Origin of the sequence: Clostridium sp. D43t1_170807_H7, from assembly GCF_015555905.1 — a bacterium.
Classification (GTDB): domain Bacteria; phylum Bacillota; class Clostridia; order Clostridiales; family Clostridiaceae; genus Clostridium.
In genome coordinates, this window is record NZ_JADNLK010000003.1 from 143,547 (window position 1) to 157,308 (window position 13,762).

Below are 13,762 nucleotides of genomic sequence, written 5' to 3' on the forward strand. Positions count from 1 at the left end.
TACTAAGGACTCTGCATGTCCACTCACTCTGAAATATTTGTCATCATATTACTATTTTGTTTATTGTTAAACTTTTTACCACCTTATTTATTTTACTTGTAAACTGATAGTAATGCAACTAAAATAAATGTACTTCTGTCTAAAATTATCGTTTATTTACAAACTTATATGTCTATTTTACCCTAAATTTCTCGAAAATATATGCATATTATTAATTAAAATTTTACCCATTTGTAGCTTTTTACATACCTTATTTTACTATATTTTATGTAAAAATGCTGTAATTTTTAGCAAATTTTCGGATCATTGTTATTTAATTAACATTCATTTTGTTGAAATTTTTTTATTTTTAAAAAAATTTTATTTTATAAAATATTCTTTCAATTTAATTTTTGTGAAATCTTACAATTTTTTTTAAATTTAAAAAAAATATCTTCACAAAAAATAATTTGTGAAGATATTAAAAAGTTTTTATTTAAATTTATTCAACTACTCTTACATTGTCATCCCCAAAAACTTTTTTTAATTCAAGAACAACATCTGTATTTAAATCTACCCACATCTCTCTTGGCATTCTATAATTTTTTCTGTCCTTTGAAGTAAATACATAAAGTGCAGAATCACCTTTATACTCTTTCACTATTTCTATTAACTTAGGCTTCATTTCTTTTGCTTTTTGCAAATCATCAACCCTTATATATAGTTTACTGCTATTTACCTTTTCTAGAGGCTCTATGCTCTCACAAATAAGCTTTGGTTCTTCATCTTCCTTTATATTAACTCTTCCATTAATAACAACCATTGAATCTAAATTAATTAAATTTCTTACTTTATCTAAAGTTTTAGGGAATACTACAACTTCAATAATCCCTGTTAAATCTTCTAGTTTTAAAAAGGCCATTATTGAATTATTTCTAGTTACCTTTTGATTTACTTCTGCTAATATTCCTCCAAGTATTACTCTTTGATTATCTTGAATTAAATGTTCATCGTCACCTAATCCATCCATAATAGCTTCATATGATTGGAATATCGATTCTATTGTAGTTGATGTCATCATCTTTAAGCTTTTTTCGTATTCATCTAGAGGATGCCCTGATATATAAAGACCAATCATTTCTTTTTCCATTGATAATAAATTATTTTTTGCAAACTCTTTTATATCTGGATATCTTACTTCTGGTGCCTTTATACTTTCATCAGCCATACCAAAAAGACTAATTTGACCATCTATATTTCTTTTTTTATCACTAGCTACACTATCCATTAATTTTTCATAAACAGCTAATAATTTTGATCTAAATATCTTAAACTCGTCAAAAGCTCCTGCTTTTATTAAGCTTTCTACAGCTCTTTTATTTATTGTTGATAAGTCGATTTTATTTATGAAATCAACTAATGATTCGAATCTTCCTTTATTTTTTCTAGCTTCAACTATTCCATCAACAACATTTAAACCAACATTTTTTATTGCTGCTAGACCAAATCTTATACTGTTTCCTTTAACGGTGAACTTTGAATAGCTTTCATTTATGTTTGGTGGTAACACTTGTATCCCTAAGCTTTCTGCAAACTTAGTGTAATGTGCAACTTTTTCACTTATACCCATAACAGAATTAACCATTGCTGCTATAGTTTCTACTGGATAGTAATGCATTAAGTATGCTGTTTGATATCCTATTACTGCATAGGCTGCTGCATGCGATTTATTAAAAGCATAAGAAGCAAAGTCCATCATCTGATCGAAAATTTCATTTGCCGCTTTTTCGCTTATACCATTTCTCAAACAACCTGGTACTTCTACATTACCATCTTCATCTACTATTCCATATATAAAATTCTTTCTTTCTTGTTCCATGACACTGTGCTTTTTCTTTGACATGGCTCTTCTAACCATATCACTTCTACCTAAGGAGTATCCCCCTAGGTCTCTAACTATTTGCATAACTTGTTATAGTGATAGGTAACTCTACCTTCGTCTTAACGGTCAGGCTTTGTTTTCCCCCACTTCACACCGTACATGCGACTTTCACCGCATACGGCGTTCCATTAATTATTACAAATGTATTTCATTCTATCATATTTTCTTTTAAGATATAGCGTTGCATTTTCATACATATATTCAAATAATTCTCTTGAAAACTTCTTTCCTCCAAGAAAATAATATACATTTTTGCTATGAGTATTAAATACTCTTAAATTTGATTTATCCAATTCGGCTAGAATATTATTTACTAAATTATTACTTCCTACAAATCCACTTCTACAATTTCTTATATCAGTTATGCCATCTCCATCAAAAACTCCTCTAATAAAATCTCTTTTAAATTCCTTTGGAATGCTTTTGGGGAAACATTCAAATCCTGTCTTTCGTGGTACAATTCCATATTTCATAAGACTTTCACACATATGTTTTGAGGTTAAACTTACATAATAACTAGGATATTTTCCCTTTTTTAATTTTACCGTATTTGTAGATTTAATATATTTTAAAAACTGATCATGATATTTTTTGTGCTGAATAACCAACTAAATAATATTCTATTGCCTTTTGTTTTATTTCCACGCTATATTTCATTTTAATCACCTCTAATTATATTATTTACTAAATAATTAGAGAACATACATTCGTAACATTAACTATGCCCCTTCGCTCCATAAACATTACTTTATATCATCACTACTACAGGCTGCTGCCCTTATTCCTAATGAATCATTTCCTATTCATGAGTAGCATCAACTTTCAACAATTTTATCATCTACTGAATAAGTTCAAACGTTCCTATCATTCTATCTTTACATATTAACTTAGGCTTTCTCTATAAACCGCCAAGTGCCTCTTCGCCATCTTAAGGTAAGCTAAAAGCAATTATGTTTATAATTATAATTTAAATAACCAAGAATATTTAAATTACACTTGAAATAAATACTTTCTATTCGTACATTAATGGTTAACGATTTTTTTAACGAGAATTTCTTTCGTAGCCATATTAATTTTATAGACCCCCGATTACTTTTCTAACCACTTTTCAGGTCTGATTTTCATCGACTTCAACGAGCTCCACACATAATTATGTTGAACTAATTATGCATGTCGTAGTATTAGGTAAGAACTACCTTAATTAGTTCTTAAAAGGACTTTCACCTTTCATTTCAAATGATAAGTTAGATAAATATTTATCCCTACAATTTTAGACTATATTTCTATAGTTTTTGTTTTTGTAGAACGTTTCGCACCTTGATATACCATTACTCCATATGTGACATCCAGTATACTTTCAAGTTCTGGAGTCTCATAATGCACACTGTCTTTATTTCTTTTACCTTCTATATACCTTGGAATCTCTGACATTGGCCCCGGTCTATATAGCGATATTCCGGCTATAATATCTTCCAAGCAGTCAGGCTTAAGTTCCTTCATGAATGATGTCATTCCTGGAGATTCTAACTGGAACACACCAGCTGTTTTTCCTTCACCAATCATGTTATAAACATTTTTATCTTCAAAATCTATTTTATCTAAGTCTATGTCTATTCCTCTATTTTCTTTAATCATCTTAACAGCATCACTCATAACTGTTAAAGTTCTTAAGCCAAGGAAATCCATCTTTAGAAGTCCAAGCTCTTCTAATGTTGTCATATCAAATTGGGTTACTATCATATCTTCATTTTTTTGAAGTGGTACATATTCAACTAATGGCTTTGATGCTATAACTACACCAGCTGCATGAGTTGATGAATGCCTTGGTAACCCTTCTAGAGTTTTACTAACATCTATTAATGTTCTCACTCTATCTTCATTTTCATATGCTGCTTTAAGCTCAGGATTTAAATCTAATGCCTTTTCTATGGTTATTCCAAGCATTGTAGGAATCATTTTAGCTATTCTATCTACTTCTGCATAGGAGTAGTTCATAGCCCTTCCTACGTCTCTTAAACATAATCTAGCGGCCATTGTACCAAAGGTAATTATCTGTGATACATTTTTAACTCCATATTTATCAACAACATAATCAATTACTTCCTGTCTTCTTTCATAACAAAAATCCGAATCTATCTATTACTACCCTCTCTTTCGAGATACTTAAACACTACTTTTGTAGTGGGTATAGACTATATCTTCACCCACCGACCTTTATACGGTTTGGGTTGCCCCACTTCGCTACCATTTATAATGAAACTCGACTCCTTTCAGTCGCTGAGTAAATTCAATTTACCAAATTAAAATTTAGAATTTCACTTAAAGATAGCTACGTCCCCTTGGACTAGTCGTTGAACGTTTCCCTGTTTAGGACTTCGCTGCTTATTACCCAATCTATTAATTTTTTAACTTTCACGCTTAAGTTTATTTCATCTTTACGTTGTAGTATCAATAGCTCTAAGGGCTTTCAAGCAATTCGAGGCTCTTTAAGCATATTATTTCTAATATGCACGACTATAAAGTTTAAAATGTAGATTTTAACTCAATATATTTATTGTATTTTCTATTTAAATAAATATTACAATCATTATACAAGTAATCTATAACCTTTAATGTTTTTACTCTACCTCCATAACTTATATAATAATTATTTTTATCATCCATATGCCTCTTAAATAATTTTTTTTGGTAGTTATATTCATATATGACAGTATTAAAAACATCTATTAATCCTTCTAGAAACTCCTTAGTACCACAAATCTTAAAATTTATAGAGTTTTTAGATAAAACTAAAGATCCGTCACCATCAAAATATCCTCTAATAAAATGATTATATAAACTCATATCTATTATTTCATTGTTAGGAAAAGTTAGCTTCAATGATTTATTATTAAGAACACCTTTTTCTCTCAAGTCTTCTACTAACTTAGTACTATTTAATAAGACCCTGCAATATTCACATTCTCCATAAATTGATTTAGATTTATATTCTTTAATTTTATAATCTGATTTTATACATTTTAAAAATTTTTCTAAATGTTCTTTATCACACTTTGCTAATGATATTCCCAACTTATCTCCTGTTATATACCCATCAGCATATATAAATCCTAACCAATATGCTTTTTCTTCGGTATCTATCTTCTCAAAATAATTTTCATTTAAATAATACACTTTATGACTATCACTTAAACTTCTTGTTTTAATTCCCCATCTTTTTAATGCATCATATATTCCAGATAAACTTGAATTAATTTCATTTGCTATTTTACTGCATGGCATATTTTTATTTATATATAAATTAATAATTTCACTTTTATAATTATCTAACTCATATCTTTTCACAACTCTACACCTCTAAGAAAATTTACATATTCTTAGTTTAAACTTTTTTATAATCTGGCATACTTACTCTTTCCGGATTTAAGAACCTTTCAAAAAGTAAGCTATATTTTATCGGATTTATTTTTGTTATTCCCAAAGTATATGCAACTATTGACCCAGCTGCAGATCCACGGCCTGGACCAGTTGGTATCCCATGATCATTTGAATACTTAATAAAGTCCCAAGTAATCAAGAAATAATCAACATATCCCATTTGATTAATTACACCAAGCTCATAGCTTAATCTATCAACATATTCTTTTGCTTCTTTATTAGTTTCTGCAAAGTCTTTTATGTCTTGAACATTGATTAATTTATCTCTAAACTGTTCAAACACATCATATCTTTCAACTAACCCATCAAAACACACTTCTTCAAGATAATCAAAGTGAGTTTTATATTCCTGTGGAACTGGGAAATTTGGTAATTTAGAAACATGGAACTCATAATCAAAATTACACTCATCAGCAATTTTAATTGTATTCTCTAAAGCTTCAGGAACATAAGAGAACATATCCCACATTTCCTCAGGAGACTTTAAATAGAACTGATTCGAAGGATATCTCCTTCTATTTTGATCTTCCACAGTCTTCCCTGTTTGAATACACATTAAAATGTCATGTGCCTTTGAATCCTCTTGATTAATATAATGGACATCATTAGTTGCAATTAAAGGAATTCCTGTTTCCCTAGATAACTTAATATTCCCTTCTGTAACCTTTCTTTGCTCCTCCATTCCATGGTCTTGTATTTCTAAATAAAAACCTTCTTTAAAAATATCCTTATACATTAAGGCAACTTCCTTTGCCTTTTCATAATTATCTCTTAGTAAATTCTTTTGTACTTCTCCACCAAGGCATGCACTTAAAGCAATTAAACCTTCACTATGTTTTCTCAAGAAATCATGATCAACTCTTGGTTTATAGTAAAAACCATCTATTGACGCAGATGATACTATTTCCATTAAGTTTTCATATCCCTTTTCATTTTTAACTAATAAAACTAAGTGATATGTACCATTATCCTTATCATTAATCTTAATATTCATAGACTTACTTGCTACATATACTTCACAACCAAGTATTGGTTTAATGCCTTGTGCTATAGCCTCCTTATAGAATGCTACACAACCATACATAACACCATGGTCAGTAATGGCTATACTCTCCATTCCAAGCTCCTTGGCTCTACTAATAACTTTTTTAACTTTAGCAGAACTATCAAGTAAGCTATATTCTGTATGTAAGTGGAGATGACAGAACTTTTTATTTTCCATTAAGACACCCCCTTATTATGATTATTTATTAAAAATTTTAAACTAATAACTAAAATATTACAATTACTTATATAACTTTAAGGTCTGCCGCAGCAGACCTTATTCTAAAAACTATATTTAAATTATTGACTATTTAGTAATTTCCACTTCTAATTTCTTCAGCTATCTTTTCTATTTTTCTTAGTCTATGGTTTATTCCTGATTTACCTACTGGTGGATCTAACATTTCACCTAATTCCTTAAGTGACTCATCTGGATAGCTTAATCTTAGTTCTGCAACTTCTTGAAGATTTTTAGGTAATCTTTGAAGTCCTATACTATTTTGTATAAGTTTTATACTTTCTACTTGTCTAACTGCTGCATTAACTGTCTTACTTAAATTTGCAGTTTCACAGTTAACAAGTCTATTTACGTTATTTCTCATTTCCTTCATAATTCTTATATTTTCTAATTCAAGTAATGAAGTATGAGCACCAACGATATTTAAAATGTCAACTATCTGTTCACCTTCTTTTATATATATTATAAAGCTATTTTTTCTTTGAATAACTTTTGAGTTTAATCCAAATAAGTTAATAAGCTTTGATAAATCTATTGCATATTCCTCACTATGAGTTACAAATTCTAGATGATATGTCTTTTCAGGATTAGTTACACTTCCTCCACCAATAAAAGCTCCTCTTATATATGCCTTCTTTAATTCTTCTGTTTTTACCATTTCAGGATCTATTTTATAATCAAGAGTTAATACACCTTCTATTTCTCTAAAAATTCCTGTTTCTTGAAGTAGATCCCTAACCCCCATATCTTCTTCAATTAAAACCATGTATATATTGTTTTTCTTTAAAGAATTACTCTTTTTAACCATTAATTTAGAATGTATATTAAAGTGTTCCTTTAGTATAGTGAATATATGTCTTGCTGAAGCTGGATTTTCTGTTGTAATTCTAAAGCTAAGACCTTTCCCACTAAATCCTATTGTTCCACTACCTTTCATTATTGCCGAAAGCTCTGCTAATGCTTCCTCTTTAGATATATCAATATATCTACATATTTCTCCTTTTACTTTCGCTGAAAACGACATAAATTATTCTCCTAACTAACTATAAATATATACTTTATTATATCATAAACTGTGCCGTATGTGTCATAGTATTATTTTCTATTGAAATTTAGTATTATATTTATAAATGATTAAATTTTTAACTCTAATATTACATATATATATTATTATTGTTTAATTTTATAATTTATTTTTATAAAATAAAAAGCTATATAATTAAAAATATTTCTAAAATTAATTATAGAATATTTTAAATCATATAGCCTATTAATGACATTATAAATTATTCAGATAAATAAAGTTGTAATTTATTTTCTATATTTAAAAGAGTTTCATCTAATGTTCTTTCATCTAATATATATTCTTCAATATACTCAATTATCTGATTTAATACTAGTTTATCTGGAACTAAGATTCTATTAATTTGACCTATATTTTTTTCTAATATATTTATCTCATCTTCACTTAATTTTTTTATAGTGGTCTCTATTAATTCTCCTTCAATAGTATATCTAGATTCAGAAGTTTCTAATTCATCACTTGATAAATTTTTTCTAAACACATTTAAATTTACTGGTAATCCACAATCTTGTGCTACTCTCTGATAATCATAATTAAAACATTTGATCAAGAATTCACTAGCTAAGTCTATTGCTTCACTTTTAGAATTTATACCTATTGAACAAACAGGTATAATAAATTGCGTATCTTGTCCATTCCAAAATTCATAATTAATATCATTTCTATATTTTTTTATTGATTCAATTTTAGATAAATCATAAATAGTAGTTATATTACTTATATTTATTCTTGGACCATTACTATATAATATTTCATCTAAATTATTTCTATCATAATAATTTACTGAAGAATATGACTCTCCATTTAATGCATCACCAAATCTTTCACGTTTATCATAATCTTTATTTAATTTTTCATCAGAAATACTATTAACTATTATATTATATATAGTCTTAGTGCTATTTAAAAACTCAATTAATTTATTTCGTTCTATTTCATTCTCATTAATTATCCAATCCTCACCACAACTTCTATATAATAACCACACTAAATCTGAAGGTTCGTAAATATCCATTATATTTTCTTTCCCATCGAGTGTTTTTATTACCTCTGTCAGTTTATTTAAATTATTGATATCATTTATCTCTTTAGCTGAAATTGATTGTAAAGCAAATCTTAATGGAACAAAATGTATCTCACTTTTATTATTCTTCAGTATTTCAAAGAAATTATTAAATAAATTTTCACCACCTATAATTTGACTACTTATATCATTAAGATTTAATAATAAACCCTTATCTACATATGACTTTATTGGCAAATCATCTAACACAATTAAATCTGGACCATTACCAGATACAATATCAATATTAAGATTTTTTATTTCATCATTAACCGTTTTAGATGAATCCATTGTTTCTATACCAATTTCATATTTTATATCAACATTTTCATTTTCACTACTATATTTTCTTATTACTTGATTAATTATTTCATTTTCATATAAAGAATAAATTGTAAAAGTTTTTTTTTCTAATTTAATATCATCTTCTTGTATTTTAAACTTTTTTAAAATATATTTACTTTCCTCATAATCATAAAACAACATTAAATATTCATCTTGATTAATTTCCTTAAATTTAACCAATTTAAATTCTGTGCTTAATATTTTTGATAAATCAAAAACTTTTGTTATTTTATTATCATTACTAATTGTATATAATCCTTTATTTGTTACAGCATATATATAATCACCATTAGACCTATATAATTCTATAACCATATCTTGAAGTTCATTACTTAAATCTACTTTATCTATAATTTGATTACTTTTTTTGTCCATTTTAATAATTTCATCACTTGTATAAAAAAATAAATATTCATCATTAAAACAAATTGCATCTATTTTATTATTAGTTGATAAATCTATTTTTCGTACTTCTTCACTCTCATTTTTTAAATCTATAATATTTACTTCTTCTTCTGAATTAGTAAAAATAATTATATTTTCGTTATAATCGTAAACAAATTTACTTATATCATTATATTCTCCAGATAATAAATTTACTTCCTCTCCTTTTCCTTCGCTGTTCGATATATAGATATTCAAGCTGTCTTCATTTATATCATTATAACAAATACATTCATTAATAATAATACCATTTTGGGTTATACTATTATTCATTATAATATTTTCCTTGTCACACATTAGTTTTAAATTAACATCTTCTTGTAACCATTCTTCATTATTTTTATTTAACTTATAATTAAAGAAATTACCATCCTTATTAATACCTGCTATTGCTATTTCTCCGTTTTCTAAAACCTGAATATCATTTATTTCATTAACATCATGTGGCAACATATATTCTTCTTGTGTATAACTCATAATTATATTATCATCATTATTTTTATTACTATAATTACATCCACACATAATAGTAATTGCGATTATCATAATTACCATAATTATTTTTCTAAATATATTATTCTCATTACACCTACTCATAAAATATCTAACCTTGTATACTTCCATTATTAATAAAAATAACTCTATCACTAATTTCTGCTACTGCACTATCATGAGTAACAATTACAATAGTTTTTCCTGTGGAATTAATCTCTTTAAATATATCTAATATTACCTCCTCAGTAACAGTATCAACTGATCCAGTAGGCTCATCGGCTAAAATTATTTCTGGCTCAGTTATTAATGCTCTTGCAATTGCTACTCTAGCCTTCTGACCACCTGATAATTGTGATGGATAAGATTTTATTTTATCTTCTATATTTAATTTATTACAGATTTCATAAACCTTTTGTTTTATTATTTTTTTATTTATATTTTTATATTTTAGAGGTAATGCAATATTATTAAAAACATTTAAATCATCAATTAATGTATAATTTTGTATTATAAACCCAATATTATCTCTTCTGTATTTTGTTATTTTATTTTTATTTTTAAAATCTAATATATTTTCTTTATATCTATACTCTCCATTAGTTGGCTCATCTAATCCTCCTAAAATGTTTAATAAAGTAGATTTTCCAGAACCACTTCTTCCCATTATAGAAATCAATTCACCTTTTTTTATACTTAGATTTATGTTATTTAATGCAATAGTTTCACTCTCACCTTTCCCATAAACTTTTCTCATATTTTTTATCTCAATTAAATTCACTAGTTATTTCTCCTTAATAATTCACTTATATTAATTTTATTTATTTTATAAATTGGAATTATACTTATAATTCCGATTATAACTATATCAAATGCAAATACCTTCAATATCAAATCCAAAGTCACATTAATATTAAATCCACTAAAGTATATTGCAAAAAATGATGCAACTAAAACAAAAATACTTATTTCTGCCAATATATATGATTTTATATCATTCATACTAGCTCCACTTATAAGGTGTACTCCATACTCCTTAATATTTATACTTATCTTACTTACAGTAATAGAAATAATTGAAATTACAGAAAAAATTAAGCATAATAAACTTAATACTCCCATTGTATATAAATAATCTTTTAATGATTCTTGAAATACCTGTAAATTATATCTATAGTCAATAAATTCAAATTCCCCCAATCCATTAGCTAGTGCTATTTCATTAACTTCTGCCAAAAGTTTATCTGCATTAGGATTTTCACTTATTATCACTGTATTATTTATTCTATTTATAAGCATATTTCTATCTTCTTTTATCACTTCTATATCATCTAAAGGTAATATAATATAATTATCTAGATTTATTATTCCTCCATATTTTATAAAATGCTTATTACTTGGTAAATAATCAACAACTTTAATATTTATATTTTTTTCATTTAATCTAATTGATACAGTTTCCCCAATATTAATTTTATCCTTATATTTACTTCCTAAAATTACAGGAAGATATTCTTCATCTATATAATCACTATTTTTAAACTTTATATTTATTTCATCATAAAACTGTTCATTTACCATCAAAGTACTATATCCTATATGTACAGTATGACCTTCATGATTTTCATGCGCTTTACACTCTTCCTCTCCTACTATAGTACTAATATCACTAAGTTTTTCATTTAGTATTTCATCATTAAATTCAAAAACATATTCTTCAGTTTCTATTAATTTATATTTATTTTGTAATATTTTATAAAATTTATAAAATTTTTCACTCGTATATAATTCTTCCTTCTTATCTAATAACTTTAAATTTTCTTCATGATTATTATCCACTTCAACATTTGTAAAAGTTTCTAATAACTCACAATAAGAATGCTCTCCTAAAATTTTTTTAATAATTTCATTACTTGAATTCTGTTCTTTATAATTAACATTAATTGTTATGCTTAAAAATATTCCTACTACCAATAATAAAAAAACACTTATAGATAAAATCAAATTCTTACAAATGCTATTATATATATATTCTAAAACCCTTTTCATCTTTTTACCTCATTAATGTTGATATATTACCCTTTAACGACTTTAATAACGATGGTATTGCTATAATAATTGTAATTATAAAAGTTAATAAATATGATTTAACTACTATCTCTAAATTTATATTTATATTTATTGAAGTTAAACAATTTAATATCATTATTATAACTATTCCTATAATAGCAGATATACTGGAATATTTAACGTATTCTATTAGTGTATCACTTATAATTCTAATATCTTTTACTCCTATAAGTTTCTTTACTGCAATACTATCCTTTTTATCACTAATCCAGATTAATGATACTGAAAAACTAGTTAATATCATAATAACTATTAAACATATAAAAATTTGTTTATATCCTGAATTATCATTTACATAGATTTTATTGCTAAGTTCATTATTATCTTGTTCATAAATATTACATCCCTCAAGTTTTTTATCAATAAGGTTCTTTATATTTGTACTATTATCTATTCCATCTATTAGATACATACCATCTATTCCAGTTTTATTTATTAAATATGGCAAATTTATCAAAATCATATTATCATATATGCTTGATTTATTTTCATACCCTAAAATCCCTATTATATCTAGTTCATCATCCATGAAAGTATACTTTTCCTTGTTATATAAACTTTTTAATATTTCTTTTCCAACTATAGCTACTCCTTTTTTATCATTCATATCAGATTCAGTAAAATAATTTCCCTTTAAAATAGGAGGCATATAAGTTTGCCCTTTAGTATATACCGCTGATACTTGTTGATTTGAAACTATATTTTTCTTATATAAAATATAATCACTGTTACTTAATTCATTAGTCCACTTATAATCTATTGTTTTTTCATAATTTTCTGATTCCATAATAAAGCTTTTTATATCTTTTGAATAAAAAGCTTCACTTTCTAACATCATAAATTTTAAGTTATTATAATAGCTTACTATAGCTAGTGAAAATACTGTAACAGTAGTACACATAAACATTATAATTATTGCCGAAATTTTAATTTTTTTTATTTTCATTCATATTCTCCATATATTGTTTAATACATATTACAATTAGTTATTAAAAAATCTAAGAATTAATTTAAATTAATTCTTAGATCCTATTTAAATTATATCGAATTAATTTTTAGAGTAATAACTTTTAACATTAGTATCCCTAGTATTTACTGAAAATGAGCCTGTAGCTACACATCCACTCTTTGAATTGCTTCTAGAATCAAGTACTTTACCTGTTGTAGAAGATATAATCTGTATCTTATGAGTATGTGATATTGCAGTTACCTTCCCTTTAATAACATCGTACCAATCACTATTACCACTAGCAGTTGTTTTATTTGTGAAAAGGTTTATACTTCTATGATGATGTGAATCAAATCCCCCTTTAGTATGAATTGAACTCGTATGATCTGCATATGCTAATGTTGGTATCGATAAAATAGTTGCCATTGCAAGTCCAAATATAACATTTTTAATTTTTTTATTCATATATTTCCCCTTATTAAATGGTATTAGTATAAATTTTTTACATTTTGATTAAATATTAGTTAATCGCGATTACATATTTATTATTACATATATGTATTTTATTGTAAATATATTTATTGTATTTTTTAATTTTTTTACAAATTTTTATA

The 13,762-nt window shown here is 26.0% G+C and carries 8 protein-coding genes and 3 pseudogenes; all 11 read right to left on the minus strand.

The annotated features are described in order from the left end of the window. Positions 1–481 precede the first annotated feature (481 nt). A pseudogene (locus I2E98_RS03130) lies at positions 482–1,951 on the minus strand (OB-fold nucleic acid binding domain-containing protein); the annotation flags it as partial. Positions 1,952–2,049: 98 nt separating this feature from the next. Further along, on the minus strand, positions 2,050–2,394 hold the full coding sequence (locus I2E98_RS03135; protein WP_195467508.1) for a hypothetical protein: 345 nt from the start codon (positions 2,392–2,394) through the stop codon (positions 2,050–2,052). Positions 2,395–3,238: 844 nt separating this feature from the next. Then, a pseudogene (locus I2E98_RS03140) lies at positions 3,239–4,057 on the minus strand (DNA polymerase III subunit alpha); the annotation flags it as partial. Positions 4,058–4,444: 387 nt separating this feature from the next. Next, a complete protein-coding gene (locus tag I2E98_RS16270) occupies positions 4,445–5,266 on the minus strand; it encodes an LAGLIDADG family homing endonuclease (protein ID WP_347708010.1) in 822 nt (273 codons plus the stop codon). 18 nt (positions 5,267–5,284) lie between these two features. Further along, positions 5,285–6,581 (minus strand): annotated as a pseudogene (dnaE, locus tag I2E98_RS03150) (DNA polymerase III subunit alpha); the annotation flags it as partial. Between the two features lie 133 nt (positions 6,582–6,714). Continuing rightward, entirely contained in the window at positions 6,715–7,665 is a 951-nt protein-coding gene (whiA, locus tag I2E98_RS03155; protein WP_195467510.1) for a DNA-binding protein WhiA, read from the minus strand. A 262-nt stretch (positions 7,666–7,927) separates the two neighbouring features. Further along, positions 7,928–10,174: a hypothetical protein gene (locus I2E98_RS03160; protein ID WP_195467511.1), complete on the minus strand. Its 2,247-nt coding sequence runs from the start codon at positions 10,172–10,174 to the stop codon at positions 7,928–7,930. 7 nt (positions 10,175–10,181) lie between these two features. Continuing rightward, on the minus strand, positions 10,182–10,850 hold the full coding sequence (locus I2E98_RS03165) for an ABC transporter ATP-binding protein (RefSeq protein ID WP_347708011.1): 669 nt from the start codon (positions 10,848–10,850) through the stop codon (positions 10,182–10,184). Next, the gene (locus I2E98_RS03170) at positions 10,850–12,118 is read right to left on the minus strand and encodes a hypothetical protein (protein ID WP_195467512.1); all 1,269 of its coding nucleotides are present in this window, start codon (positions 12,116–12,118) and stop codon (positions 10,850–10,852) included. The genes I2E98_RS03165 and I2E98_RS03170 overlap by 1 nt, the downstream gene beginning before the upstream one ends. A 4-nt stretch (positions 12,119–12,122) precedes the next feature. Continuing rightward, complete coding sequence (locus I2E98_RS03175; RefSeq protein WP_195467513.1) at positions 12,123–13,145, minus strand: ABC transporter permease; 1,023 nt, start codon at positions 13,143–13,145, stop codon at positions 12,123–12,125. Between the two features lie 102 nt (positions 13,146–13,247). Then, positions 13,248–13,613 (minus strand): hypothetical protein, encoded by a 366-nt coding sequence (locus I2E98_RS03180; protein ID WP_195467514.1) that lies wholly within the window; start codon positions 13,611–13,613, stop codon positions 13,248–13,250. Positions 13,614–13,762 lie beyond the last annotated feature (149 nt).

Excerpts from the sequence above, each read along its gene's own strand:
- I2E98_RS03180 (WP_195467514.1), bottom strand. The coding sequence starts at position 13,613 with ATGAATAAAAAAATTAAAAATGTTATATTTGGACTTGCAATGGCAACT.
- whiA (WP_195467510.1), bottom strand. The coding sequence starts at position 7,665 with ATGTCGTTTTCAGCGAAAGTAAAAGGAGAAATATGTAGATATATTGAT.
- I2E98_RS03170 (WP_195467512.1), bottom strand. The coding sequence starts at position 12,118 with ATGAAAAGGGTTTTAGAATATATATATAATAGCATTTGTAAGAATTTG.
- I2E98_RS03175 (WP_195467513.1), bottom strand. The coding sequence starts at position 13,145 with ATGAAAATAAAAAAAATTAAAATTTCGGCAATAATTATAATGTTTATG.
- I2E98_RS03160 (WP_195467511.1), bottom strand. The coding sequence starts at position 10,174 with ATGAGTAGGTGTAATGAGAATAATATATTTAGAAAAATAATTATGGTA.
- I2E98_RS03135 (WP_195467508.1), bottom strand. The coding sequence starts at position 2,394 with ATGAAATATGGAATTGTACCACGAAAGACAGGATTTGAATGTTTCCCC.